The sequence below is a fragment of the Morganella morganii genome (genome assembly GCF_019242955.1).
Classification (GTDB): Bacteria; Pseudomonadota; Gammaproteobacteria; order Enterobacterales; family Enterobacteriaceae; genus Morganella; species Morganella sibonii.
The window spans coordinates 2,897,935-2,923,928 of the sequence record NZ_CP066129.1 but is presented as its reverse complement, the minus strand read 5'-3'; the positions used below and the strand labels follow the sequence as shown (position 1 = coordinate 2,923,928).

Annotated in this window: 22 protein-coding genes and 1 pseudogene; 13 read left to right on the top strand and 10 right to left on the bottom strand. The window is 52.4% G+C overall.

All coding sequences use genetic code 11. The features are described 5' to 3' along the window. Positions 1-25: 25 nt before the first annotated feature. The gene (locus JC793_RS13890; RefSeq protein ID WP_052927694.1) at positions 26-433 is read right to left on the bottom strand and encodes a hypothetical protein; all 408 of its coding nucleotides are present in this window, start codon (positions 431-433) and stop codon (positions 26-28) included. 187 nt (positions 434-620) lie between these two features. Then, a complete protein-coding gene (gene ghrB, locus JC793_RS13885) occupies positions 621-1,598 on the bottom strand; it encodes a glyoxylate/hydroxypyruvate reductase GhrB (protein WP_218428453.1) in 978 nt (325 codons plus the stop codon). Positions 1,599-1,706: 108 nt separating this feature from the next. Here ghrB and JC793_RS13880 point away from each other — a divergent pair, with 108 nt between their 5' ends. Further along, positions 1,707-3,011, top strand: coding sequence for a uracil/xanthine transporter (locus JC793_RS13880; protein ID WP_166708251.1), 1,305 nt, complete (start codon positions 1,707-1,709; stop codon positions 3,009-3,011). 94 nt (positions 3,012-3,105) lie between these two features. After that, on the top strand, positions 3,106-3,606 hold the full coding sequence (locus tag JC793_RS13875; protein ID WP_107679983.1) for a hypothetical protein: 501 nt from the start codon (positions 3,106-3,108) through the stop codon (positions 3,604-3,606). Between the two features lie 236 nt (positions 3,607-3,842). On the opposite strand, the gene JC793_RS13870 is transcribed toward JC793_RS13875, so the two are convergent. From JC793_RS13870 to ebgR, 4 genes are all read right to left on the bottom strand, one after another. Continuing rightward, positions 3,843-5,309: an amino acid permease gene (locus tag JC793_RS13870; RefSeq protein WP_107679982.1), complete on the bottom strand. Its 1,467-nt coding sequence runs from the start codon at positions 5,307-5,309 to the stop codon at positions 3,843-3,845. A 104-nt stretch (positions 5,310-5,413) separates the two neighbouring features. Beyond that, positions 5,414-5,863 (bottom strand): beta-galactosidase subunit beta, encoded by a 450-nt coding sequence (locus tag JC793_RS13865; protein WP_218426449.1) that lies wholly within the window; start codon positions 5,861-5,863, stop codon positions 5,414-5,416. Beyond that, a complete protein-coding gene (gene ebgA, locus JC793_RS13860) occupies positions 5,860-8,922 on the bottom strand; it encodes a beta-galactosidase subunit alpha (RefSeq protein WP_218426448.1) in 3,063 nt (1,020 codons plus the stop codon). Before ebgA ends, JC793_RS13865 begins: the two co-directional genes overlap by 4 nt. A gap of 266 nt (positions 8,923-9,188) precedes the next feature. Next, positions 9,189-10,178, bottom strand: a complete 990-nt coding sequence (ebgR, locus tag JC793_RS13855) for a transcriptional regulator EbgR (RefSeq protein WP_218426447.1) — start codon at positions 10,176-10,178, stop codon at positions 9,189-9,191. Positions 10,179-10,420: 242 nt separating this feature from the next. Here ebgR and galE point away from each other — a divergent pair, with 242 nt between their 5' ends. The 5 genes and pseudogenes from galE to JC793_RS19760 all read left to right on the top strand — a co-directional run bounded on the left by galE (position 10,421) and on the right by JC793_RS19760 (position 14,812). Beyond that, positions 10,421-11,437 carry a UDP-glucose 4-epimerase GalE gene (galE, locus tag JC793_RS13850; RefSeq protein ID WP_218426446.1) on the top strand — a complete coding sequence of 339 codons (1,017 nt, stop codon included), beginning with the start codon at positions 10,421-10,423 and terminating at the stop codon, positions 11,435-11,437. Between the two features lie 73 nt (positions 11,438-11,510). Beyond that, the gene (locus JC793_RS13845; RefSeq protein WP_218426445.1) at positions 11,511-12,563 is read left to right on the top strand and encodes a UDP-glucose--hexose-1-phosphate uridylyltransferase; all 1,053 of its coding nucleotides are present in this window, start codon (positions 11,511-11,513) and stop codon (positions 12,561-12,563) included. Between the two features lie 13 nt (positions 12,564-12,576). Continuing rightward, positions 12,577-13,731, top strand: coding sequence for a galactokinase (gene galK, locus JC793_RS13840; RefSeq protein ID WP_218426444.1), 1,155 nt, complete (start codon positions 12,577-12,579; stop codon positions 13,729-13,731). Positions 13,732-13,742: 11 nt separating this feature from the next. Then, a pseudogene (locus JC793_RS13835) lies at positions 13,743-14,519 on the top strand (galactose-1-epimerase); the annotation flags it as partial. A gap of 86 nt (positions 14,520-14,605) precedes the next feature. After that, positions 14,606-14,812 carry an aldose epimerase family protein gene (locus JC793_RS19760; protein WP_282102738.1) on the top strand — a complete coding sequence of 69 codons (207 nt, stop codon included), beginning with the start codon at positions 14,606-14,608 and terminating at the stop codon, positions 14,810-14,812. 51 nt (positions 14,813-14,863) lie between these two features. On the opposite strand, the gene JC793_RS13830 is transcribed toward JC793_RS19760, so the two are convergent. Next, on the bottom strand, positions 14,864-15,196 hold the full coding sequence (locus tag JC793_RS13830; RefSeq protein ID WP_046894382.1) for a tRNA-binding protein: 333 nt from the start codon (positions 15,194-15,196) through the stop codon (positions 14,864-14,866). Positions 15,197-15,294: 98 nt separating this feature from the next. On the opposite strand from JC793_RS13830, the gene JC793_RS13825 reads away from it, so the two are divergent. From JC793_RS13825 to JC793_RS13810, 4 genes are all read left to right on the top strand, one after another. Continuing rightward, entirely contained in the window at positions 15,295-16,299 is a 1,005-nt protein-coding gene (locus tag JC793_RS13825) for a substrate-binding domain-containing protein (protein WP_218426443.1), read from the top strand. A gap of 292 nt (positions 16,300-16,591) precedes the next feature. After that, complete coding sequence (locus JC793_RS13820) at positions 16,592-18,631, top strand: TonB-dependent receptor domain-containing protein (RefSeq protein ID WP_218426442.1); 2,040 nt, start codon at positions 16,592-16,594, stop codon at positions 18,629-18,631. A gap of 334 nt (positions 18,632-18,965) precedes the next feature. Further along, positions 18,966-19,826, top strand: coding sequence for an alpha/beta hydrolase (locus JC793_RS13815; RefSeq protein WP_218426441.1), 861 nt, complete (start codon positions 18,966-18,968; stop codon positions 19,824-19,826). 374 nt (positions 19,827-20,200) lie between these two features. Next, entirely contained in the window at positions 20,201-21,271 is a 1,071-nt protein-coding gene (locus JC793_RS13810; protein ID WP_431739829.1) for an MFS transporter, read from the top strand. A 64-nt stretch (positions 21,272-21,335) separates the two neighbouring features. On the opposite strand, the gene JC793_RS13805 is transcribed toward JC793_RS13810, so the two are convergent. Beyond that, the gene (locus JC793_RS13805; protein WP_247717261.1) at positions 21,336-21,968 is read right to left on the bottom strand and encodes a hypothetical protein; all 633 of its coding nucleotides are present in this window, start codon (positions 21,966-21,968) and stop codon (positions 21,336-21,338) included. A gap of 202 nt (positions 21,969-22,170) precedes the next feature. Between JC793_RS13805 and JC793_RS13800 the strand changes: the two genes are divergently transcribed. Further along, the gene (locus JC793_RS13800) at positions 22,171-22,656 is read left to right on the top strand and encodes a DUF4822 domain-containing protein (protein ID WP_218426440.1); all 486 of its coding nucleotides are present in this window, start codon (positions 22,171-22,173) and stop codon (positions 22,654-22,656) included. Between the two features lie 78 nt (positions 22,657-22,734). On the opposite strand, the gene deoD is transcribed toward JC793_RS13800, so the two are convergent. Then, complete coding sequence (deoD, locus tag JC793_RS13795; RefSeq protein WP_218426439.1) at positions 22,735-23,442, bottom strand: purine-nucleoside phosphorylase; 708 nt, start codon at positions 23,440-23,442, stop codon at positions 22,735-22,737. A gap of 132 nt (positions 23,443-23,574) precedes the next feature. On the opposite strand from deoD, the gene JC793_RS13790 reads away from it, so the two are divergent. Further along, the gene (locus JC793_RS13790; protein ID WP_046894982.1) at positions 23,575-24,843 is read left to right on the top strand and encodes a NupC/NupG family nucleoside CNT transporter; all 1,269 of its coding nucleotides are present in this window, start codon (positions 23,575-23,577) and stop codon (positions 24,841-24,843) included. Between the two features lie 169 nt (positions 24,844-25,012). On the opposite strand, the gene JC793_RS13785 is transcribed toward JC793_RS13790, so the two are convergent. Next, positions 25,013-25,831 carry a hypothetical protein gene (locus JC793_RS13785; protein WP_247717260.1) on the bottom strand — a complete coding sequence of 273 codons (819 nt, stop codon included), beginning with the start codon at positions 25,829-25,831 and terminating at the stop codon, positions 25,013-25,015. Positions 25,832-25,994: the final 163 nt, after the last annotated feature.

Sequence of the window (25,994 nt, the reverse complement as noted above, 5' to 3'; positions counted from 1 at the left end):
AGGCTATCCCGGTATATCCGTCTTTTTATATAGAACTGCGGGACAGGCGGATAAATCTTCCCTGTTTATCCCGGTGCAGAGAATAAAGGACTTTTTTATTCTGTGCGGATAACCAGATTTCATTCTGTCCCTGATCCTGAGTTCGGTAGAGGTAATAGCCGGTATTATTCAGATAATCTTTCAGGGGCGTGTAATCCCGTGCATCATGAAAAACAATACTGCTCATTTCAGATATTGTTCCCTCTGTCGGGATATATTCAAACTGATAATTCTCTGAAATCCGCGGTGCATTACGTATCCCGCTGTCGGTATACATATAATAGCGGTAAGTATCGGATTCATGATAAATGATACGCCCCGTTTCATGAAAAAACAGAAATAAGCCAAAAAGAAAAACAGGAATACAAAGAAGCGGTAATCTGATTTTTTTCATGTGCTGACCTTTAATACACTGCCTGTACTATTCCCAAATATCTGTACTCAGGAATAAAGTGTTTCAGGTCAAAATGCTATCGTATTTATCTGATAATTATAATAATTAATATTTTTATCGTGAGCCGGGAGTGACAACTTCAGCAGATTATCCGGTAAAGATAATCTGCTGTGTGCTGAAGGGATAATTACTGTTGCAGAGCCTGCGGATTGACGCAATTCTGACTGACATCACCTTTCAGGGCGCGCAGAATATTATCGGCGGCACAGGCCGCCATGGCGTAGCGGGTTTCATGGGTGGCAGAGCCGATATGCGGCATCAGTACCACATTATCCAGTGACAGCAGCGGGGAATCCGGCGGCAGAGGTTCCTGCTCAAAAACATCCAGACCGGCGGCGAGAATGGTTTTCTCTTTCAGTGCCTGTGCCAGTGCGGCTTCGTCGATCACGGCACCGCGCCCGATATTAACCAGAATGGCGCTGCGCTTCATTTTTCCGAACTGTTCACGGCCGAATAAATGGCGGGTTTCCGCTGTCAGCGGCAGTGTGATGCAGACAAAATCAGATTCTGCCAGCAGGGCATCCAGTGAACGGTATTCGGCCTGATACGCTTTTTCCGTTTTTTCATGACGGGAGCGGGCGTTATAGAGTACTTTCATGCCGAATCCGCAGTGCGCCCGGCGCGCCAGCGCATCACCGATGCGGCCCATCCCGGCGATCCCCATCGTTTTATGATGAACATCGCAGCCGTACCAGTCAGGCGTGATGCTTTCCGTCCACTCGCCGCGTTTCACCCGTTCAGAGCTGATAATCATTTTCCGTGCTGTCGCCAGCACCAGCGCCATGGTGGCATCGGCAACGGTTTCTGTCAGCACATCCGGCGTATGCATCAGTACCACATTCCGTGCACTGAGAGCTGATACATCAAAATTGTCATAGCCGACGGTGATGGTGGAGGCTACCCGCAGTTTGGGGGCCATCGCCAGAAAACGGGCATCAATTTTCCCGCCGGAACCGAGGATAGCATCCGCTCCGGCCAGCAGCGGTTTCACTGACGGGTCAATGGCCGGATCAATTTCCGGCACACGGCGGACATCACATTCAGCAGACAGGCGGGTGAGGATATCGTCAGGAATATCGCGGTAAACAAGTACGGATGGTTTCATCATGACCTCTCTGAGTGAAAAACTCACAAAATAATCTCTCTTTGATAGTATGATCATTATCACTATATTAACAATAAATCTGACACAGCATCCGAAAGGCGTTATCCCATGATAAAAATGCAAAAAAGCCACTGGTTATCCGGCTTTCAGTGGTATTTCTTTATTTTCTGCAATACGGTGCTGATCCCGCCGACGCTGCAATCTGCGTTTCATCTCTCTGATGCCGTTACACTGACTATCACCCAATACAGTTTTATTGCCACCGCACTTGGCAGTCTGGTGCAGGTGTTTACCGGTCACCAGCGTGCCATTATGGAAGGGCCGACCGGCCTGTGGTGGGCGACCATTCTGGGGATCGCGGTGGCGGAAGCCTCTTTCGGTACTTCAGCGGGGGTGACAGGTGCAAACCTGGCTATCGGGATTGCCTGTGCCGGGCTTATCACACTGGTGATTGGCTTTACCGGTGCGGGGGCCCGCATCGCCCGGATCTTTAACCCGGCGGTGATGGCGGTGTTTATGTTTATGATAGGCGCACAACTGGTGTCTATCTTCCTGAAAGGGATGCTGGGTCTGCCGTTCGGTATTATGCCGCCGGATGCCACGGTAAATTATCCGGTGTTTTTCCTGGCGCTGGCAACGCTGATCCTGGTGCTGGGCGTGATTGTGTATGCCCCGGTATCGGTGGCCAAATATGCGCTGCTGATTGGCGTGTTGCTGGGCTGGGGCGCGTATGTGCTGCTGTTCTCCCCGCCGGCGCGGGATGTGGCATCTGCGTCATGGGAATTTCTGCCGCTCGGCAGCACTGACGGGTTTGAATTCCGCTGGGGTGTGATTATTACCTGTATCCTGACCGGGTTGCTGAATATCAGTAATACCTTTGGCGCGATCCGTTCGACAGATGTGTTTTACATGGATAAATTGCAGGAAAACAGTGTCCTGTTCCGGCGCAGTTTTATTGTCACCGGCTCGGTGACGCTGCTGACCGCACCGCTGGCGGTAGTGCCGTTTGCACCGTTTGTTTCTTCGGTGGGATTAATCACGCAGACCAATGACAGCAGCCGGACATCGCTGGTGGTCGGCAGTGTGCTGTTTCTGCTGATGGGGCTTATTCCGCCGGTCACGCTCTTTTTCAGCGGACTACCCCTTGCCATCGGCAGTGCGGTGATGCTGGCGACCTATCTGCCGCTGATGTTCTCCTCGCTGGCTTTTGTGGATAAAATTTCCCTGAATGCACGCAATATTTACCGGCTGGCAATTCCGTTGTTTGTGGGTATTTTCCTGATCAATCCGCCCGCGGTGTTTATCAGCGACCTGCCGGTGCTGCTGCGTCCGATGCTGGGGAACGGCATGCTGGTGGCAATTTTACTGGCGGTATTATCAGAAAGTCTGGTGCGCTGGGATAAGGTAAAGTAACGCTATTCTGAGGCATTTTTCCGGATGCCCGGGAAACTGTGATAAACTTTGTGTCTGTTCCGGCTCCGGAAAATGCACTGACAAAAGGATATTTATGACGCACAAACTCTGGCTGGCAACCGCACTGCTTCCGATTTTGCTCAGCGGTTGTGCCGCGCCCCTGCCACCGGCGCAGACACAGGAAAACTGCCCGGATTTCACCGGTATTTATCAGCTTCCGTTACAGGGAGAATCACAGAATATCGCCCTGACGCTGCTGGATAAATCCACCAATCAGTATGGTGTGGCAGTAAAAGATAAGAACGGCGTCGATCATTTCACCTCACGTCCGTATCAGGGCGATATGGTGCGGATGGATAAAAAAGAGATGAACGGCCAGCTGGCATGCAGTGTGATGATCGACCAGGTGGGGCTGATTAAGCAGGTTGAAAAGGGCGGCCCGATGCCGGGCTTCCCGGGGATTGCCCGTAACGACGATATTAAAATGGCCACCGGTTATGCGCTGTTTATTTTCAGCCCGCAGGGAATTGATTTTATTAATCTGATCAAAACTTCCGACGTAGTACCGGCGGAGTTGCAGCCGCCGCGCTTCTGAGTGTACACGCGTCATCCTTCCGTCCATAGCTGTGTTGGCCGCACTCAGTGGTCCGGGTCACATACTGATGTATGCTCCCCGGCCCCCTTCGCTTGCCGCCTTGCTCTGAACGAAATGATTTAGCGTTTCAGGATCGCTGCAGCGACTTTTCATTTTTGCCGGTTACCACCAGAGTCACCGGAGCATCAGACATAAAAAAGCCACCGTACGGTGGCTTTTCTGTATCTTCAGGCTAATCAGATATTCTCAACGGACTGCTCGCCACGTTCCAGCGCGGTTTGCGCGGTCGGGGCATCGGCGATTTTCCGTTCTTCTGCTGTCAGGGTTTTCTCATAACGACTGTATTTCCACCAGGCGTAGCCCAGGAAAATCAGTATCCCGCTGACGTTATAGAACAGGATAGTGGCAATATTGGCACCGGTCGGGAAAGTGGACGCCAGGAAACCGACAGTGAAAATCACAATCAGCAGGGAGACAACAGCAATCCCTGTGGTGCGTGAGCCCATGCGGAAATCACGCGGGATATGATCCAGTTTGCGGCGCAGGTTCAGGTACGCCAGCATGATAAACAGCGGCGGCAGCATAGAAGCGGCGGCGGTCATGTTGATTACGGTATTCATCAGATCCTGAACGGTATCGGAGCCGAGTGTCGGGATAAACATCAGCGGGATCACAATCAGGAACTGAATCCAGGCGGCACGTGCCGGAACACCGTGTTTGTTCAGTTCGACAGTTTTGGCACCAAAGACACCTTTCGGGATCTCAGCAAAGAAGATTTTGACCGGTGCCGCAGTCCACATCAGGAGAGAGCCGAACATCGCCGTGAAAGAAACCACGCCGACAAAACGGTTCATCAGGATCTCCGGCAGACCGAAATACGTGGATAATCCTTCAAAGACCTGCACAGAGCCGCCGGTGAATTTCAGTGCTTCACGCGGTACAAATACGTTAATCACCACTGAAGAGACAGAATAAAGCAGACCGATGAATAACCCGGCGATAATAATCACTTTTACGAATGCCTTACTGCCGCCTTTGACGTCATTCACATACACGGCAACAGATTCCGCGCCCCCGGCGGCCATAAAGATCCATGCTGTGATCCCGAGGAATGCCCAGTTAAAGTCCGGCGTCATCGCTTCCACGGTGATCGGGTCCGCAGGCTGAATTCCGCCGACAAGTGCAACACCGGCCAGTGCGATATAGGAGAAGGTCAGCAGCAGCATCATCGAAGACGTGACCGAAGTCATCGGCCCCAGCAGTTTTGCCCCGTTGGTGGAAACGTAAGTGGAGAATGCAAACAGTATGGTACTGAGCAGCGCGGTGGTGACCGGCGTGAAGATATATTCATAGCCGAGGAACGCGTAAGAGGCATAGGCGATAACGCGCGGCAGCAGTGAGGTGAAGAAAAACAGGTTCACAAACCAGTAGGTATACGCGGCGAGAAAAGCCCAGCGGCCGCCGAGAGCACTGCGCACCCAGGCATACACACCGGCTTCGGAATTTTTATTCAGAGAAACGAACTCTGCGATAATCAGACAGAACGGAATAAAGTAGAAAATCGTGGCGATAAAGAACATCGGTGCAGAGGCCAGCCCGAGCTCGATATTATTATTAATAACATTATTAAAACTGTATACAGCGGCAAAAGTCATGGACAGCAGTCCGAACTTGCCGATGGTATTACGCGCGGATGTGGACATAGCGTTCTCCGTGGATCTCGACGCGGGCGGGTACAGAGCCCTGTTTTGTCGGGTGAAGGCGGGGTGGTTCCCCGCACATTTATTTATTAACTATTTATAACGGGTTATTTATTCAGAAAATAACCGTCTTCAATGGTCACGGTGAACACCACTTTGCGGACATCACCGGTGCAGGCGAACCGGTATGCCTCGTGATTTTCACACACCAGCACATTGCCGGGTTTGCAGAGCAGCGTTTCCCCGTTGCCGCGCAGGGTTTCGCGGTCAGTTTCATCGCAGTAGGCACCCACCGGTGTCAGGGTGGATTTGGCGGCGTATTCTGCGTTTTCTTCCCCCTCCAGCCAGTAATGCACCTGAAAGTAACGGCGTTTGCCGAGGAAATCCGTCTGCGGCTCTGCTTTTGTCTGAAGCCGGTACACCAGTGAATCGCCGACTGAGTAGGTCACATCAGGGCGGATACCGGGCAGGTTATTGATGGCCTCAATACAACGCTGCCATTTTTTTCCCTGACGGAAAAAACGCTGAAAATCAGTTAAATCAGTAAACAGGATCATGCTTCGCCTCCTGAGTGTGTTTCGCCGGAAAAGCGCAGTGCTGCGAGTGTTTCCGCGCGGCAGTCGCCCTGCGTGAACGGCAGCAGTGTGAATCCGAAACGGAACGGGCGGAAATAGACGCGGTAACTGTCGAGGACTTCACTGCCCCAGGAGTTCGAGCCCAGCCCGGTCAGGGCGTGGTCAAGATTCAGGGTGATATGGCCGTCCGGCTGCCATTCATGCTGATGTTGTGCACGGTGAAGCTCTTCCCCCCGGCACGGCCAGCAGCTGAAATTGACAGGCTGATCAGGACGCACAAACAGGCCGCTGCCGTGATTGTCCGTCAGCGCCAGCCAGCGGGTATCCTGATGGTTGCCGTTGTTCTGCGGGAACGGGTAATTGACAAACAGATCACTGACCGGTGACTGATAGCGGCCGATAAGGTTGGCTTTGCAGCTGTCGGCATAGTTCTCGCCCGGCCCGCGTCCGTAGTATTCCGCGTGGTCAAAGCGGGCATCGATGCCCATATCCATACCGATGCACGGGATCACATGCGGATAATCGCCGTACGGCTCGCCGCTGAGTGTTACCGCAACATGGCCGTCCGGTGCAATGCTGTAGCGGTAAGTGCAGCGCATACCGAAATCAAACACCGGCGGGGCTACCACGGAGTTCACCGTGACAATCACATGGCCGTTTTCCTGTGTCGTTTCCATACCACGGAAGTGTTCCTGCATAATTTGCAGGTGTGCCGGATGCCATAACCCTTCATATTCCTGTTTATGGTTATCAATCATCGGTTTAAAGAAACGCATCCGCGGCGCGGCGGCGAGCAGGGATTGCCCGCGGTTTTCCCAGTGAATTAATTTTCCGTCGGTTTTTGAGAAGGTGAGGGTGAAATCACAACCGCGGATATGCATTTCCAGCCGTTCGTCACAGATAGTCAGCGGAGTCGCATCATGGCGGATAAACGGCAGCACCGGTGCGGATGCCGCCGCCAGCGGGAACTGATAAACCGCGATTTCGTGTCCGGCGGCACTGTAACGGGTGGCATTCAGGCGGGTGACGATGATATTAACAAACATCTCGCGGCCATCGGCCTCCGGCAGATTCAGGGCAACACGTGCACTTTCACGGGGGGCGAGTTCAGGCAGTGATAAGATTTCACTGTGAATAATATCGCCGTCAGCGATGTATTCAGCGCGGATCTGACACTCCGCCAGCGTGCTGAACCAAAAACGGTTTTCAATGGTGATTTCGCCGCTGTTCACATCAAAATCGCGCACTTTTACCGGTGCGATGACCTGTTTGTACTCTTTCAGACCGGCGGATGGCGTCTGATCCGGGAAAATCAGGCCGTCCATGCAGAAGTTATAGTTGTTCGGGTAATCGCCATAGTCGCCGCCGTATTTATAGAACGGACGGCCATGTTCATCCTGTGCCAGAATACCGTGATCACACCATTCCCAGACAAAATGTCCCTGAATGGCATCGTGGCGGTCAAATACCGCCTGATATTCACTCAGTCCGCCCGGCCCGTTGCCCATAGCGTGGGCATATTCGCAGATAATGCGTGGTTTCGGGTGCGGATATTCACCAAACTCATTCATCATCTGCACGCGGGAATACATGGTGCTGATGATATCCACCACATCGGCATCACGATCTTCTTCATAGTGGATCAGGCGGGTGTCATCAATAGCTCTGGCTGCATCATACATGGCGCGGATATTACAGCCGTAACCGGATTCATTACCGAGCGACCACATAATCACGGACGGATGGTTTTTCTGCGCATGCACCTGGCGGCGGATACGGTCAACATACACCGGCTCCCAGGACGGATCATCGGTGATCTGACTGAGATTGCCGACGTTGGCAAAACCGTGGGTTTCGACATCGGTTTCCGCCATCACAAACAGGCCGTAAATATCACACAGCTCGTAAAAACGCGGATCGTTCGGGTAATGCGCTGTGCGGACGGCATTGATATTGTGTTGCTTCATCAGCCGCAGATCCTGCTCCATCCGGCGGATGCCGACGGCACGACCCTTGTGTTCATCATTATCGTGGCGGTTGACGCCGTGTAATTTCACATAATGATTATTGATATAAAACAGGCCATTGCGGATTTTTATATCGCGGAATCCCACACGCTGCGGGATCACACTGAGCAAATTGCCGTTGCTGTCTGACAGGCGGATCAGCAGGTGGTACAGATACGGATCTTCTGCGCTCCAGCAGTGCGGGGAATCCATATCTGCGGTGAATATAACGGTCTGCTCACCGGCGGTCAGGGTTGTTTTCTGCGAAAAACAGACGGTGCTGCCGTCATACAAAACAGCCTCAATCTGCATCCCGGCGGCGGAGCCCGAAATTTCAGCGGATGCGGTCAGGCGGGCACTGCGGTAATCCGGCGCAAAATCAGTGCGGACAGTCAGATCACGGACATGTACCGGCGGCTGTGCAATCAGGTATACATCGCGGAAAATACCCGCCATCCACCACATATCCTGGTCTTCGATATACGTACTGTCCGCCCACTGCATGACGCGGACCGATAACAGGTTTTCCCCGGTGCTGACAAACGCGGTGATATCAAATTCAGCGGTCAGGCGGCTGCCTTTGCTGAATCCGGCGTAGTGGCCGTTTACATAGACTTCAAAATAGGTTTCAACACCGTCAAATTTAATAATGATTTGCTGTTGCGACCAGCTTTCATCCAGGGTAAACGCGCGCTGATAAGCGCCGGTCGGGTTATCTGACGGGACAAACGGCACATCAATCGGGAACGGCCAGCCTTCATCGGTATACTGAAGCTGTCCGTGGCCCTCCATCTGCCACATATTCGGAACAGTAATGGATGACCACTCTGTCATCGGCGTATGGTAAAACGCCTCCGGCACGCGCAGCGGATGATCAAAATAGCGGAACTGCCATTGCCCGCTGAGCAGTTTAAAACCCTGACTCAGTTCGCGCTGATACGTGCGTGCGGCGGCATCGTTATCATAGGCAAAGAAATACGCGCGCGGCGGCAGGCGGTTTTCATGCAGCAGGGTATAGTTTTCCCAGTTATTCACAGAAGCTCCTTCTTTATAGTCAGCAATCACTGCGGGCTATCGGATGAGATCAATCATTAACGGGATATTAGTAAAAGTTTTACTAAAAACTATAGAGTAAAACTAAGATATTTAACCTGATCACATATTCAGCATATCAGCGGCGCGATCTTGTGAGCTGAAGCGATAAATTGTGTAAAAGGTGGTCATTTTTTCAGAAGGAAAATTTTTCTGAAAGAAAAACAGCAGCCCGGAAAGGCTGCCGTCAGAATCTTACGGAGGGTGTGTTACTTCGTGGTGCCGCGCAGAATAAGGCGGGAAGCGGCAAAAACCTGAAGCGGTTCCTGCCGTTCGTCACGCAGACGTTCAAACAGCAGATTCACGCCCTGACTGCCCATCACCTCGGAGTGGATACGGACGGTCGACAGTGACGGAATGGTAAATTTGGCCGTCGGAATATCATTAACACTGATAAGGGCGATATCCTCCGGGATAGCGACATGCTGCTCATGCAGTGCCCGCAGCACCCCGATGGCAATGGAATCTGAGGCGACAAACAGGGCTTTCGGATAGCTCTCTTTTGCCAGCATCTGTTTCGCCAGTGCATAACCGGACGCGCTGGAGAAATCACCGCGATAGATATCATCTCCGCGTACCACACCGCGCAGTGAGCCGTATTCCGTAAAAGCGACCTCTCGGATATCTGCCGCCGCCGGGGAATCCTGCCCGCCGATAAAGCCTATCCGGTCATAACCCTGCGCAATAAAGAAATCGGTCACGGACTGCGCAATGTACGCGAGATCAATATCCACTGCGTCATAATTGCTCTGGCGATCACTGAAATCGATAAAACAGACCGCAGAGCAGAGTGCCTGCACCTCTGTCAGTACCGCACGGGCACCATGTCCGATCAGCAGCACACCGTCCGGACGGGTGACCGTCTCCGGCAGATTATTTTCATAGGCGTGCGTCAGTTCAATACCCAGCCGTTCACTCTGCAATTCAATGCCGTGGCGGATGGAGAGATAATAAGGATCATTAATTTCAGCGGCTTTCGGATAGCTGTAAACCGCGAGAAAGTGCAGACGCTGCGTCTGACGTTTGCCGGGAGAGTGACGGCGCTGCGCGGAAACGGTGTACTCCAGCTGCTCGGCGATTTCCAGAATACGCAGCTTGGTTTCTTCTTTCACACTGAGTGTCGGATCATCATTCAGCACCCGGGACACGGTTGCGAGTGAGACACCGGCTTGCCGGGCGATATCTTTTAGCGTGGCCATTCTTTTGTTCTTTCTCCTCCGGCCGGAAACTGCGGCAGGGCAACAGGCTTAATTCAGGCGGTAACTCTTGGTTATAGTAGCACAGAACGTTTTAGTAAAAACCATTCAGCGTATTAGTGTAAACGTTTACACAAATACGATCGCTGTCACGGACTCAAATAGTATTCATGGTTAGAATCTTCCCCGTCCTCACGTTATACTTTGGTTTTCTCTGAATACATTACAAAGCCTGAGAGGTATATGTGGAAATTCTTGTCACCGGCGGTATGGGCTATATCGGCAGCCATACCTGCGTACAGCTGATGAATGCAGGCATGACACCGGTTATTGTGGATAATCTGTGTAACGCCAGCGCAAAAGTTCTGGCGCGGATCACCGCAATTACCGGAAAAGAACCTGTTTTTTATCAGGGGGATATCCGTGATGAAGCCTTTCTTGACAGCGTATTTGCCAAACACCGCATCGACGCGGTGATTCACTTCGCGGGCCTGAAAGCCGTGGGTGAATCGGTGGAAAAACCGGTTGAGTATTATGACAATAATATTAACGGTACGCTGGTTCTGCTGCGCAGCATGAAGCGGGCGCAGGTAAAACGGATTATTTTCAGCTCTTCCGCGACGGTTTACGGCGATCCGGCCAGTGTGCCGATCACTGAGGAATCTGCGGTCGGCAACACCACAAACCCTTACGGCACCAGTAAATATATGGTTGAACGTATCCTGCGTGATGTGCTGATCGCAGATAATGACTGGTCTGTATCACTGCTGCGTTATTTCAACCCGGTCGGGGCGCATCCGACAGGCACGATGGGTGAAGATCCGAAAGGTATTCCGAATAACCTGACGCCGTATATTACTCAGGTTGCTATCGGCCGCCGTGAAAAAGTCAGTATTTATGGAAACGATTACCCTACACCAGACGGTACCGGGGTACGTGACTATATCCATGTGATGGATCTGGCGGACGGCCATATCGCGGCACTGAAAACCGTGGCACAGTCTTCCGGGCTGCATATCTATAACCTGGGCACCGGTAAAGGCACCAGTGTGCTGGAAATGATCGCGGCGTTCAGTAAAGCGGCCGGTAAAGCGATCCCTTATGCCATGTGTGACCGCCGTCCGGGCGATATCGCTGAATGCTGGTCCAGCCCGGAAAAAGCCGCCCGCGACATGCAGTGGCGCGCAGTCCGTACTGTTGATGATATGGCGCAGGATTCCTGGCGCTGGCAGCAGCAGAACCCGGAAGGTTACGCAGACTGACGAAGTAAGAAAACCGGTAACGCCTGAGGACAATCACCGCTAACCCGTTTCATCGTCAGAGAGAATTGTATCTATGATGACTTTTGATCCGTCTGATTGCCCTCACCGCCGCTATAACCCGTTAACGGGACAGTGGATTTTAGTCTCCCCCCACCGGGCGAAACGCCCGTGGCAGGGAAGGGATGAAGTCGCTGATGTGGCAGATTTACCGGTTTATGACCCGGACTGTTTTTTGTGTCCGGGAAATACCCGGGTAAGCGGCGATACTAATCCCGCTTACACCGGTACTTATGTTTTTCAGAATGACTTCTCCGCACTGAGGCCGCAGCCCTGCACGCAGCCGGAAAACACGCATCCGTTATTTCAGACACAGGCCGTCAGCGGACTGAGCCGTGTGCTCTGTTTCTCCCCCGATCACAGCAAAACTCTGCCCGAACTGCCGGTGACACAAATCCGCGCAGTCATTGATACCTGGCAGGCACAAGCACAGGAACTGGGGGAAAAATACCTCTGGGTTCAGCTCTTTGAAAATAAAGGCGAGCTGATGGGCTGTTCGCAGCCGCATCCGCATGGCCAGATCTGGGCCAGTGATTTTCTGCCCGATGCGCTGAGCCGCAAAGACGGGTTGCTGCGCGATTATACTCAGCAGTACGGCAGTAATCTGCTGCTTGATTACGCACAGGCGGAACTGAAAGACGGCCGCCGCACCGTAACGGAAACTGAGCACTGGCTGGCGGTGGTGCCGTACTGGGCGGCGTGGCCGTTTGAAACCATGCTGCTGCCGAAACACCGTGTGATCACCCGGATGGAAGACATGACCGGTGAGGAGCGGGATGATCTCGCACTTGCGCTGAAAAAACTGACCAGCCGCTACGATAACCTGTTCCGCTGTGCTTTCCCGTACTCGATGGGCTGGCATTTTGCCCCGTATTTTCAGCAGGGTGAACCGGTGGATCACTGGCAGTTACATGCACTCTATTACCCGCCGCTGCTGCGTTCTGCGACAGTGCGCAAATTTATGGTCGGTTATGAAATGCTGGCGGAAAGCCAGCGTGACCTGACACCGGAGCAGGCCGCAGAACGGCTGCGTGAGGTCAGCGACCACCATTTTAAAACCCCTTTATAATCTGAGGTTTCCGATGAAAACAGTTATCAGCAAGGCACAGAATGCCTTTGAGCAGTGCTTCGGCGCATCCCCTGACATGCTGATTCAGGCACCGGGCCGGGTGAATCTGATTGGTGAACATACAGATTATAACGACGGTTTTGTTCTGCCGTGTGCCATTGATTTCGGCACGGTGGCGGCCGCTTCGCGGCGTGATGATCAAAAGGTCTGCGTGGTGGCGGCGGACTATGATAATGATCGCGATGAGTTTGATCTCTCACAACCGATCGAATATCGCGACAATAAATTGTGGGCGAATTATATCCGCGGCGTAATCAAATACCTGGCAGAACGCGGTTTTACATTCGGCGGGATGAATATTGCCGTCAGCGGCAATGTGCCGCAGGGCGCGGGGCTGAGCAGCTCCGCCTCACTGGAGGTGGTGATCGGCCAGACCGTCAAAGCCCTTTATGACCTGCCGGTCAGCCGGGAAACTATCGCCCTGAACGGACAGCAGGCGGAGAACCAGTTTGTCGGTTGTAACTGCGGCATTATGGATCAGCTGATTTCAGCCTGCGGGGAAGCCGGGCATGCACTGCTGATCGACTGCCGCAGCCTGGAAACCCGTGCGGTTGCCATGCCGGAAAACAGCGTGGTAATGATTGTTAACTCCAATAAAAAACGCGGGCTGGTGGACAGTGAATACAACACCCGGCGTCGTCAGTGTGAGGCTGCCGCCGCATTCTTCGGTGTTCCGGCGCTGCGTGATGTCACGGCGGAGCAGTTTGCCGCCCATGCCCATGAGCTGGATGCAGTGACTGCGAAACGGGCCCGTCATGTGATCAGTGAAAATATCCGCACATTGGCGGCGGCAGAAGCCCTGAAAGACGGGGATTTACCTCGCCTCAGCCAGTTGATGGCGGAATCCCATCACTCCATGCGTGACGATTTTGAAATCACCGTCCCTGAAATTGATGCGCTGGTGGCCATTATCGGTGATGTGATCGGTCTTGAGGGTGGTGTCCGTATGACCGGTGGCGGCTTCGGCGGTTGTGTGGTCGCGCTGGTGAAGCCGGAACATGTCAGCCCGGTCACCGACGCGATTAATGCACATTACACGGCGATCACCGGTCTGACTGCGGATATTTATGTCTGCCGTGCCACTGACGGTGCCGGAGTGATCCGCTGAACGGAGGTGATATGACTCATAGGGAATTGCGCCCGTATGAACGGGCGCTGTCAACCGCGCCGTTTGCAGACGGCCGGCCGGCGGAGATAGTGATCCTGACCAACCGCAACGGTATGCGTATCAGTATTGCGGACACCGGTGCAACCTGGCTCAGTTGTGAGCTGCCGCTGGCGGACGGTGTGCGGGATGTGGTGTGCGGCGTCGCGGACAGCGCCGGGTTTGCCCGTCAGACCGCTTATTTCGGCGCGACCGTCGGACGCTTTGCCAACCGGATTGCGGGTGGCGGTTTTACCCTGAACGGGCAATTTTATCCGCTTGCCTGCAATGAAGGCACCACTTGCCTGCACGGCGGAACCGATAACTTCAGTCACCGGCGCTGGCAGATCCGCCGCCGCTCAGCGGAGTCCGTGACCTTCTCTTTATACTCACCGGACGGCGACCAGGGGTTTCCCGGCAATCTCACCGCAGAAATCACGTATCAGCTGACGCCGGAAAACGAAGTCCGCCTGACATACCGGACACAGACAGATAAAGCTTGCCCGGTTAGTCTGACCAATCACGCTTACTTTAACCTTGCCGGTGAAAACAGCGGCGTGAAAGTGACAGAGGGGGACATGCAGATCCGGGCAGATAAACGGCTCGGACTGAATGCGGAGAACTTACCGGACGGTACACTCTGCCCGGTCGCCGGAACCGTCTTTGATCTGCGCGTCCGCAGGCCGCTGGCGCAGGGATTTATGTCAGAAGCAGCTCAGCGGCAGACAAAGGGATTTGATCACGCCTTTGTACCGGACCCGGCGTTGTGTGACGGAAAACAGACTGTTGCGGCATACTGGTCCCCGGCGGGGATGTGTGTCTGGAAGTCGCTACCACGATGCCGTGCATACAGCTCTATACCGGCAATTATCTCGGCGGTCAGCCGGGAAAACACGGCGATTATCAGGATTATGCCGGATTGGCGCTGGAAACCCAGTATTTCCCCGACGGGCCGAATCATCCGCACTGGCCGGATGCGGTCAGAGGTATTTCAGCGGCGGGGGAGCGGCGGGAGAGTGTGACGGTGTACCGGTTTGTGTTTTAAACAGCGGCTCACAGCGGTGAGCCACTCAGGCTGTTGATAAACTTTGATTTATCAGACAATACGGACACCGGCGGGCATCACGCGTTCCGGGGTCAGCAGGACACTTTCTGAACCGTCATCAGTTTCGGCGCACAGCAGCATACATTCAGAGGTTTCGCCGCGCATTTTGGCTTTTTGCAGATTGCACAGCACCACAACCTGCTTATGCAGTAGCTCTTCCTCTGTATAATACGGCACAAGACTGGTGACGGTCTGAAGTGATCGGTCACCGACATTTATCTGAACAATATAGAGTTTATCGGCATTTTCGTGACGTTTGACATCGGTGATCCGGCCGGTGCGGATCTCCAGTTTAGCGAAATCAGGGTAAGCGACAGTGTCCATAGTAAAATCCGGTAAAATTTTAGTAAAAGATAATAAAAATTAACAGAGTTACACCGGATGGCAAGTACCGGGATCACAAAATACTAACGGAGTGGTGAATGGCGACCATTAAAGATGTGGCGAAACTGGCGGGAGTGTCTGTGGCGACCGTTTCGCGGGTTATCAATCAGTCACCGAAAGCCGGGGCGGAATCTGTCCGCGCGGTTCAGGCGGCAATGAAAGAACTGGCTTACCGCCCGAATGCCGCGGCGCGGGCGCTGGTCAGCCAGAGCAGTGATATTGTCGGTGTGCTGGTGGGCGATGTGTCCGATCCGTTTTTCGGCTCTCTGGTCAAAGCCGCAGATGAAGTGGCGCATCAGCACGGAAAACATCTTTTAATCGGCAACGGTTATCACCGGCAGGAGGATGAGCGGCGGGGTATTGAACTGCTGATGAACAGCCGCTGTGATGCCTGTGTGATCCATGCCAAAGCACTGAGTGATGAAGAGCTGCGGGGGTATGCGGCGGAAATGCCGTCGATGGTGTTTATTAACCGGATAATTCCCGGGCTGGAAAACCGCTGCGTTGCTCTGGATAACCGGCGCGGATCACAACTTGCCACACAATATTTGCTGAAACAGGGGCATCGCCATATTGCCTGCTTATCGTCATCACATACGATTGAGGACAGCACGCAGCGGCTGGCAGGATACCGCGATGCACTGGCAGAGGCCGGTTGTGAACTGCCGGATGCTTATATTGCTGCCGGTGAACCGGTGGCAGAGGGCGGGGAAGCGGCGATGAGCGCGATTCTGTCACTATCACTGCCGGTAACCGCAGTGGTGGCGTACAACGATTTTATGGCAGCGGGGGCACTTTCCGTGATTGAAGCAAACGGATTGCGCGCGCCGGAGGATATTTCGGTTATCGGCTTTGATGACAGCATGATCGCACGATATATCCAACCTCGCCTGACCACAATACGTTATCCTGTTGACATGATGGCTCAGACAGCAACTCAGCTGGCACTGGCGCTGGCGTCCTCACAGACGCTGCCGTTTTGCCCGCCGTGTTACACACCGGTACTGGTCCTCCGCCACTCGGTGATGAGCAGATTTTCCTGACGAGAATGTGTTAATTTTATTTATCTGTTATCCCTCACTATTTACTTTGGTACTTTGTTAGAAGGCTGCAAATTCGTCTGAATTTGCAGCATTTTTTTTGTCCCGCCATTTTCATTTCCGCCGTTTACTTTCCAGCAGTACTTTCAGGTTTAACGATGTCACAGCAATTTATTATCATCATGATAATAATTTTCATTTGCGATCATATTCTCAATGGCATATATCAATGATAGGATTAATCATTCTCATTTAATATCTCAAATAAAAAATATCAATCTTGTCAGGGAATAATATGAACGCCTCATTCAAACGCTCACTGCTTGCTGTTGCTGTTATGTCAGCGGCTGCTGCCGCTTATGCTGAAAATAAAGAAGATACCATTGTGGTTACCGCGTCAGGTTTTGCGCAGGAAATGCGCGATGCACCGGCGAGTATTACGGTTATCACCAAAGAACAGTTACAAAACAAACCGGCTGCCAACCTGATTGACATGGTAAAAGATGTGGAAGGGGTCAGTGTGATCGGCGGCAGTATGAAGCCCGATATCAGTATCCGTGGCCTGTCCGGCGATTACACCCTGATTATGGTGGATGGTCGTCGTCAGAACAGCCGTGAATCCCGCCCGAACGGCAGCGGCGGTTACGAAGCCGGGTTTATCCCGCCGGTGGAAGCGATTGAACGTATTGAGGTGATCCGCGGACCAATGTCCTCCCTGTATGGTTCTGATGCCATGGGCGGTGTGGTCAACATTATTACCAAAGCGGTAGCGGATGAATGGCACGGCTCAATGGGTATGGGCGGTATCATCCAGGAAAGTAAAGATTACGGTAACTCCGCAAATACCGATTTCTACGTCTCCGGCCCGCTGATTAAAGACAAGCTGGGGTTACAGGTGTACGGCGGACTGAACTATCGCCGTGAAGATCATCTTCAGGAAGGTACACCGCGTAAAGACGATAAAAACATCACCGCCAAACTGGCCTTTACGCCGGTTGAAGGACAGAAATTCCTCGCGGAAGTCGGCCGCAGCACGCAGGAACATACATCCACTCCGGGGAAATCCATTGCTGATTTCTCTGAGCGCGGCGGCCTGAAGCAGAAAAACAATAAATCCGAAGTACACAACGATCGCAATCACTGGGCGCTGACCTGGAAAGGTGACTGGGATGAAATCAACAGTGAAGTGAGTGTGTACCAGGAAAATACCGTCCGTAAAACCAATACCGGTAAATGGAACAAAGTAAACGAAGATTGGGTGATGGCGTATGATGCCCGCCGTCCGGAAGTCACCAACACCGTGGTTGACGGTAAAGTCACGGCATTCCTGCCGTCCAACGTTCTGACCGTTGGCGGACAATATCAGTATGCCAAACTGAAAGATGACTCCGCGATTAAAAACAAACAAACAGTTACCGAGAAAATCACGGCAGACCAGAAAGCGCTGTTTGTGGAAGATGAGTTCAGTGTGACTGACGATCTGACGCTGACCGGCGGTCTGCGTATGGACGACCACGAATTCTACGGTAAACACTGGAACCCGCGTGCTTATGCCGTGTATAAACTGACCGATGAAATCACCATTAAAGGCGGCGTGGCGAAAGCCTTCCGAGCCCCGACACTGCGTGAGTTAAGCCCGAGCTTCGGGACATCGACACAGGGTGGTGCAGCAATCATGTACGGTAACCGTGACCTGAAACCGGAAACCAGCGTTACCGAAGAACTGGGTATTGCTTATGACCACGAATCCGGTTTCTCTGCCAGTGCAACTCTGTTTAACACCGAATTCAAGAACAAGCTGACCAGCTACCAGGTTGCCGGTGAAACCGACCCGCTGACCGGTCTGAATATGTTTATCTACGACAACGTGGGTAAAGCGAATATCCGTGGTGTGGAAATGGCCTCCCGTATTCCGGTGGCAGAAAAATGGAATCTGAACCTGAACTACACCTTCACCGATTCAGAACGTAAGAGTGACGATGAAAAACTCAACGGCAAATCCCTGAAAGGACAACCGCTGGAAATGACACCGCGTCATATGGCAAATGCCAGACTTGACTGGCAGTACCGCCCGGATATGAACTTCTACACTCAGGCAAACTACACCGGCAAACAGGTCTGGGCAGCGCAGCGTAACGGGGCAAAACAGCCGCGCGAGCGCAGCGGGATCACCACCCTCGATCTGGGGATGACCTACCAGGTCATGCCAAATGCTCTGCTGAACTTTGCAGTACTGAACATCGCCAACGAGAAAGGGGATGATATCGATACTAACGGGAACTGGCAGATCGATGAAGGGCGCCGGTATTGGGCTAATCTGAAACTGAATTTCTGATTACGCGTCATTCTTCGCCCTGTGGCGGCGTTGGCTTCGTTCGGCTACCCCGGTCACATACTGATGTATGCTCCCGGGGATATCCTCACTTTGCCGCATGCTACAGAGCGAATGATTTAGCGAATCTGCGTCATCCTCCACTCTGTGGCTGTGTTGGCTGCACTCAGAATTCCGGGTCACATACTGGTGTATGCTCCCCGGAATTCTTCCTTTGCCGCCTTGCCACAAACCGGATGATTCAGCAGATTTCGCGAACAAGGATGTGACAGCGTCTTTTCGTTCTGCGTGGTATCAGCCGGAGCACTGTAGTAAAACGAGTTTTCCCGGAGTCAGGATGTGGAAAAAAATAATGGTGATTTGTTGCATGATGGCGGTATCCCCCCTGATGGCGCGGCCTTCACAAGAGATCACGCCGCTCACTGAAGCGGCAGAACAACAATTTACGGTAACGCATCATGAGATGCAGCAGGGCGATCGTCACTACCGCCTCTTTATCGCGCAGCCGAAACAGCCGCAGACGGCGTACACCGTACTCTATATGCTTGATGGTAACGGCCAGTTTCCGATGATGATTAACCGGCTCAGCGCCGGAAAAAAACGGCCTCTGCCGCTGGTAGTGGGAATCGGTTATCTCTCTGACCAGGCTTACCCGAAAACCCGCACTTTTGATTACACACCACCCGCAGCAGGTGAACAATTTGCAGCAGGCGGCGGTGAACAGCCTTTCCGGCAGTTTATCCGTGAACAGGTTATTCCGTGGGTGAGCAGTCACTATTCCGTTAACGACCGCCGCTACTTCTTCGGCCACAGCCTCGGCGGGCTGTTTGTGCTGCGGACAGCTACAGATGAGCCCGGTTTATTTACCGATTACATCAGTGCCAGCCCGTCTCTGTGGTGGGGTCATGGCACTTATATGACGGCAGAGCGCTTTGACCGCCTCCCGCCGGATATCCGTCTGACTATCACTCAGGGCGGGCTGGAAGAAAAGCCGGACCTGAGCAAAATGAGTGAAGAGCAGAAACACAATCTCTCTGTCCGTTACAGTGACATTACCGCACGGGAAGTTTGTGAGCAGTTACAACTGCGGGACAAACAGTGCCGGTTCCTGACCTTCCCCGGTAAATCACACGGCAGTGTTATCCCGGATGCGCTGGATACCGTAATTTCACTGTTACCGGCGGATAAGGAAAAATAAGTTATTTTTTTGTTAATCTGCATGTGAAAATACCAAAAATAACAGGGGAAACCCCATATTCCTCTGTTATTTCCTTCCATAACAAAAACTACTCGCAGCCATTAGTTTTTTTGATTTCATTTTTCCCTCTCAAGGGGCTATATTCCGCTCCGTTTCAGACATAAATTCACAATCCACTGCTTCTATCAATGACCCGTCATCAACCATTTTGGCGATGAAACAGCCTGAGAAAAAAAGCAGCGTCATGTTTTTTTTGATTTTTTTGTTTTAGGTGGAGAAAAGCAGTGAGTCACAGCACCCGCACGCCGCGTCCTGACAGTGTGTTAATTCCTGTCGCAGGTCTGACGTTATTTGCGATTGCATCTGGTTATCTGATGAGCCTGATCCCGTTATCGCTGGGCCATTTTGCCATCGGTACAGATTATGCAGGCTGGTTAGCCAGTGCTTACTATATCGGTTTATTACTCGGTTCGATGCTGATTGAGCCGGTGATTGCCCGTATCGGTCATCGCCGTTCCTTTATTCTCTTTGTGCTGGCCCTGGCGGCAACGGTGGCGGTTTTACCGTTTTATACCGATCTCAGCGCATGGCTGGCATCCCGTATGCTGGCCGGGGTGGCGGTCGCCGGTATTTTTGTGGTGATTGAATCCTGGCTGCTGATTGGCGATAACCCGGCAATCCGCGCTAAACGCCTGAGCTTTTATATGACAGCGCTGTATGGCGGAACCACACTGGGCCAGCTGGCGATTGGTGTGTTCGGGACTGCGGGTATCGTGCCGTTTGCGGTGGTCATGGTTCTGCTGTTTGCAGCCGTACTGCCGCCGCTGCTTTCCAAAGCGCAACCAGTCTGTCACGGCGGGCATCAAAGCTTATCACTGAAAAAAATCCTGCGTCTGAGCAAACCGGCCATGGTCGGCTGCATGACCTCCGGTATTGTTATGGGCACGATTTACGGGCTGATGCCGCTGGCGTTACAGGAAAAACACTACAATACGGAGCAGGTCGGCGGGCTGATGGCGGCGATTATCCTCGGCGGGATGATTATTCAGCCGGTGATCAGCAAGTTATCCTCGCGGATGAGTAAAGTTTTATTGCTGGCAATGGTGTCTCTTGCCGGGGTATTTGCGATGGGAATGATTTACCTCTCCGGCCACTATCTGGTGATGGTGGCAGCGCTGACACTGCTGGGCATGTCCTCTTTTGCGCTGTATCCGGTGGCGATCACACTTGCGTGTGACACACTCACGGCAAATGTGATTGTGGCGGCGACACAGGTGATGCTGTTCTGCTACAGCGTCGGCTCGGCAGCCGGGCCGCTGGTGGCCGGACAGTTTATGAAACAGCCTGACGGTATTATGAACTTCTTCTTTATTGTGTTGCTGTCCACCGCGATTTATATGCTGCTGTCAGCGGTACGCCGCAAATCCCGGATTCTGGCAAGCTGATCTCAGTTATAAATAGAAAAACACCGCGTCAGTACGCGGTGTTTTTGTTTCTGCGCTATGCGGATTACTGTGCGGTGTTAACCGGCAGAATTTCCATAATACCGGCGCGGACATAATACTGCTGACCGGATGCGGCAGCCGGAGCATCAGCCGCCATTTTCGCCAGTGCTTCTTTTGGCGTTGCGGTGGATAATGAAGACTGATACAGCGTGTTACCGTTGATATCACGGACGCTGGCACGTACAAAATACTGTTTGCCGTCTTTACTGATTGCAGGGGCATCAGCGCTCATTTTTTTCAGCGCTTCGCCCGGCGTGGCGGTTGTCAGTGAAGACTGGAAAACCGGCGCCCGGTTATTATGGTAACCGCGTTTGTTATGATAGCCGCGTCCGTCATGGTTGCCGCGCATCATGTGGCGTCCGCCGTTACCGTCGCAATAACCGTTACCATCCATGTACTGACCATTCTGCTGTGGCTGATTTGCCGGGGCTGGTGCGGCGATCGCTGTAAACCCGGCACCTAACAAACTCAATCCGATAACACTGGCAATGATCTTTTTCATATTAATATTCCTTTCTGATGTTGATTTCTGATACGTCGTTTCGCTGTTGGTATCATCATTGCCGATGCCGTCCGTACTGGCAATCCGTTTTACCCTTACTGACGGTGAAATCATAATCCCTGCACAATTCATCATAATATCTGCACATTCCTTCATTTTTTCTCCATATTCCGGATGAGGGATTCCGGAAAATATGTGTCAGAAATAAGCCGGATATTTAAGTACTTTTATATTTCCTTACGTAAAAAATGAGCGAACAAGATTTATTTGCTTATGATTAATATTCAGACTTGTTATCACTACAAAGACAATAAACTTATTAACAAAGGGAACTGATATGAAAAAAATGACACTGATTGCCGGCGTTATCGCTGCGGCATTTTCATTTTCAGCACTGGCGGCGCAGACGCCTGCTCAGGAAAAAACAGCAGCAACCACAGCACAGAAAGCCGGGAATACGGCAGATTATCTGATTGGCAAAACCTGGGTAACCACGGAAGCCCTGGATCAGGACGGGAATGCCATTCCTGCCACTGATGAGACGGTTGCCGGTTTCTTCGGACTGGCAGATTATGAAAAAGACGGTTCAGTCAAAATGTATACCCCGGAAGGTAAGCTGAAATTACAGGGCGACTGGTCATTCAGCGCAGATGGTAAAACCCGGACGCTGACCGGTAAGAATGACAAAGGGGAAGTATTATTTACCCGCGTGGTGGAAAATATCAAAGTAACGCCGGATGAATATATTTACCGCGTTTATCCGAAACCGGATGATAAAAGCCATTACGCGGATATTGTCCATAAACCGAAATCCGCAGAGTAAATTCATCCCCGGATAAAGCGCCTTTACGGCGCTTTTTCTTTTTTAGTACTTATCAGAGTGGCGGATCAGAGTGGCGGATCAGAGAGAAAGGGCGGTTTCCAGCGCCAGCTCAATCATGTTGTGCATTGCATTCTGACGCTGGTCGATAGTCAGTTTTCCGCCGTTTTTAATATGATCAGACGTTGTAAGAATCGCCAGTGCTTTTGCCCCGAGTTCTGCCGCGACGGTATACAGTCCGGCGACTTCCATATCCACCCCGAGAATACCGTACTGCTCCATCACCGCAAACAGTTCCGGGCGGGTGGTATAAAACAGATCCGCAGTAAACACATTGCCGGTTTTGACCGGTAATTGCAGACGTTCAGCCGTTTTCACCGCAGATGAAAGCAGATGCCAGTCTGCCAGCGCCGCGAGGTCGTTACCGTAAAAGCGGTCACGGTTCACTTTGGAATCGGTACTGGCGCCCATGGCAATCACCACATCCATCAGTGACACATCATCCCGTACCGCGCCACAGGTGCCGATACGGATCAGGTTTTTTACGCCGAAATCCTGAATCAACTCATACGCATACATCGAGATGGAGGGGATACCCATGCCGTGGGCCATCACCGAAACCGGTTTGCCTTTGTATTCTCCGGTATAACCCAGCATATTGCGGACACTGTTTACTTCCCGCGCCTGCGACAAATAATGTTCAGCAATAAACTTGGCGCGCAGGGGATCTCCGGGCATAATAATGGTTTCTGCGAAATCGTTTGCGCTTGCCTGAATTGCAACTGCCATAAAAAGCACTCTCCTCTCAATCAAACCGTGTGAAGGGTCGGTATTTGTTGGTCAGCATGTTAACACGGTTTGGTTTTTATGCCGCCGCTGCCGGCGGATTTTTCACTCAGGGTTTTTACCGGATTACACATTATGAATACAGCAATCGGCATTCTCGGGATCGTGGTACTGCTGGGAATAGGTTATTTACTGTCTGAAAACCGCCGCGCCATTAATCTGCGTACGGTGGTACTGGCTTTTACTATTGAACTGGCACTGGGCGGGTTAATTCTCTACTCCCCGGCCGGACAGCAGGTATTATTTGTGATGGCGGAGGCGGTCACCACAGTGATCAACTTCAATAATGCCGGCACATCCTTTATTTTCGGCGGCCTTGTTTCTGACAAAATGTTTGAGATCTTCGGCAGCGGCGGATTTGTTATCGCACTGCGTGTATTGCCGATCATTGTCTTTTTCTCCGCATTGTCAGCGGTACTTTATTACCTGGGAATTATGCAGATCCTCGTGCGCTGGGTCGGCGGGGCGTTACAGCGCCTGCTGAAAACCAGCCGGGCAGAATCGATGAACTCGGCAGCTAATATTTTCCTCGGCGTCACCGAAGCACCATTGCTGGTTAAACCGTATCTCGGCAGTATGACCCGCTCAGAACTGTTTGCAGTGCTGTGCGGCGGGCTGGCATCTATCGCCGGTACCATGCTGGTGAGTTATGCTTCGCTGGGGGTGAAAATGGAATATCTGCTGGCGGCGTCCTTTATGGCCGCTCCGGGCGGGTTACTGTTTGCCAAACTGATGATCCCGGAAACACAGCAGACCGCAGATGAATCCAATGCCAAACCGGTACAGGAAAACCGTCCGGCGAATATTATTGATGCGGCAGCGGAAGGGGCGATTAACGGCCTGAATATGGCACTGGCGGTCGGCGCGATGCTGCTGGCGTTTGTCAGCCTCGTGGCGCTGTTAAACGGGCTGCTCGGCGGTGTCGGCGGCTGGTTTGGCCTGCCGGATCTGAGCATGGAACTGATCCTCGGCTATCTGCTGTCACCGCTGGCGTGGCTGATGGGGATACCGTGGAATGAAGCGCTGACATCCGGTGCGATTATCGGACAGAAAATTGTTATCAACGAATTTTTTGCTTATGCCAACCTGGCCGAATACCTGAAAGGGAATGAAGTGGTGGCAGCTACCGGTCTGCCGATGACAGAGCGGACACAAATCATCCTCTCGTTTGCACTTTGTGGTTTTGCCAACTTCGGTACCGTGGCGATTGCTATCGGCGGCATCGGCAGCCTGATCCCGAACCGGCGCAAAGAGATTGCCACTCTCGGGATGAAAGCGCTGGTCGCCGGGGTGTTATCCAACCTGATGGCGGCCACAATTGCCGGGCTGTTTATCGGCGGCTGAGTAATAAAACCGGGGAGGATCTTCCCGGTTCACTGATAGCGGGAAAAACGAAAAGTCGCGGTGAATACGGTCCCTGTACGCTCAGGCTCGCCATCCATGGCTCGCATGCTTTTCGTTCTTTTACCCGCTATCGCGAACCTCGCATATCAGACGATTAACGGGAGCAGGATTACTTATAATCCCCTTGCAGATAGCGGTAAAAAGACGGATTTACCCAGACTTTTTCGCTTGTCACCTGCATCCCGCTTTTCGCTTTACGGATATTTTCCGCCTGTTTTTCCGCATTCTCCGGCAGTGCCATCAAATCAGCCTGATAATGGCCGCCGGTCACACGGGTTTCCGCCACGACATCATAACCGTCCGCCGGGACATAGATGCGGTAAAACGGCTGCCACCAGGCTGAACGGATCAGCCCTTTCTGGTCAGCGGTATTTTTCTTGGCGTACTGGTCAATCAGGCTCTTAAAGCGGTCGCGCTCTTCAATTGCCGGAAATTCCAGATCGAGATTATATTCACTGGCGATCGCCACTTTTTTGCCGCTTTTCAGTGTGGTGACCGGATAATCCGCCTCACCCCATTCATCCAGATAGAGAAATGCGGACGATTTCGGCGTCAGCTGCACTTTCGGATCAAACCCTTCACGGCGCAGCAGATAAATCAGCTGGGCGGCGTGATCGATATCATTATGGCCGTAGCGGATCATCCGTGTTTTATCAAAGCCGGATTCTTGGCGGGTGTCCACCAGGTTATAGCCGCTGGTATAGCCTTTATCAATAAAGTTATTCAGGGTTTTCAGTGTATTCGGATCGTTCGGGAACACTGCTGTTTTCCATGCGGTGTGCAGACGCGGCACAATATTTTTATCCGACACATTACCGAGATAGCGGGTGTGACTCTGCTGCTGAGCATCCGCAAAAGCCTGAAGTTTATCACTCTCTGCTGCCGGGTTTTTCAGATCATCCGCTGTCAGTGCACCGATGGTGATCATCAGTGCATCGAACCCGTTTGCTTCCGGCTGTTGTGTCAGCGCGGCAATCTGTTCCGGGCTGTAGGTTTCAGCCAGTTCAGTCAGAGAGAGTTTTTCGGCGGTCTGCTGAGAGGTCAGCGCCAGCGCGGGCTGTAAACCACTGAAAAAAAAATGCGGACAGCAA

Coding starts and splice junctions, on each gene's coding strand:
- JC793_RS13800 (WP_218426440.1), top strand. CDS start 22,171: ATGAAAAAAATGACACTGATTGCCGGCGTTATCGCTGCGGCATTTTCA.
- ghrB (WP_218428453.1), bottom strand. CDS start 1,598: ATGAAACCATCCGTACTTGTTTACCGCGATATTCCTGACGATATCCTC.
- ebgR (WP_218426447.1), bottom strand. CDS start 10,178: ATGGCCACGCTAAAAGATATCGCCCGGCAAGCCGGTGTCTCACTCGCA.
- JC793_RS13875 (WP_107679983.1), top strand. CDS start 3,106: ATGACGCACAAACTCTGGCTGGCAACCGCACTGCTTCCGATTTTGCTC.
- JC793_RS13790 (WP_046894982.1), top strand. CDS start 23,575: ATGAATACAGCAATCGGCATTCTCGGGATCGTGGTACTGCTGGGAATA.
- JC793_RS19760 (WP_282102738.1), top strand. CDS start 14,606: ATGCCGTGCATACAGCTCTATACCGGCAATTATCTCGGCGGTCAGCCG.
- JC793_RS13870 (WP_107679982.1), bottom strand. CDS start 5,309: ATGTCCACATCCGCGCGTAATACCATCGGCAAGTTCGGACTGCTGTCC.
- JC793_RS13805 (WP_247717261.1), bottom strand. CDS start 21,968: ATGATGAATTGTGCAGGGATTATGATTTCACCGTCAGTAAGGGTAAAA.
- JC793_RS13785 (WP_247717260.1), bottom strand. CDS start 25,831: ATGATCACCATCGGTGCACTGACAGCGGATGATCTGAAAAACCCGGCA.
- JC793_RS13880 (WP_166708251.1), top strand. CDS start 1,707: ATGATAAAAATGCAAAAAAGCCACTGGTTATCCGGCTTTCAGTGGTAT.
- JC793_RS13815 (WP_218426441.1), top strand. CDS start 18,966: ATGTGGAAAAAAATAATGGTGATTTGTTGCATGATGGCGGTATCCCCC.
- galK (WP_218426444.1), top strand. CDS start 12,577: ATGAAAACAGTTATCAGCAAGGCACAGAATGCCTTTGAGCAGTGCTTC.
- JC793_RS13820 (WP_218426442.1), top strand. CDS start 16,592: ATGAACGCCTCATTCAAACGCTCACTGCTTGCTGTTGCTGTTATGTCA.
- JC793_RS13890 (WP_052927694.1), bottom strand. CDS start 433: ATGAAAAAAATCAGATTACCGCTTCTTTGTATTCCTGTTTTTCTTTTT.
- deoD (WP_218426439.1), bottom strand. CDS start 23,442: ATGGCAGTTGCAATTCAGGCAAGCGCAAACGATTTCGCAGAAACCATT.
- JC793_RS13825 (WP_218426443.1), top strand. CDS start 15,295: ATGGCGACCATTAAAGATGTGGCGAAACTGGCGGGAGTGTCTGTGGCG.
- JC793_RS13865 (WP_218426449.1), bottom strand. CDS start 5,863: ATGATCCTGTTTACTGATTTAACTGATTTTCAGCGTTTTTTCCGTCAG.
- JC793_RS13830 (WP_046894382.1), bottom strand. CDS start 15,196: ATGGACACTGTCGCTTACCCTGATTTCGCTAAACTGGAGATCCGCACC.
- JC793_RS13810 (WP_431739829.1), top strand. CDS start 20,201: ATGAGCCTGATCCCGTTATCGCTGGGCCATTTTGCCATCGGTACAGAT.
- JC793_RS13845 (WP_218426445.1), top strand. CDS start 11,511: ATGATGACTTTTGATCCGTCTGATTGCCCTCACCGCCGCTATAACCCG.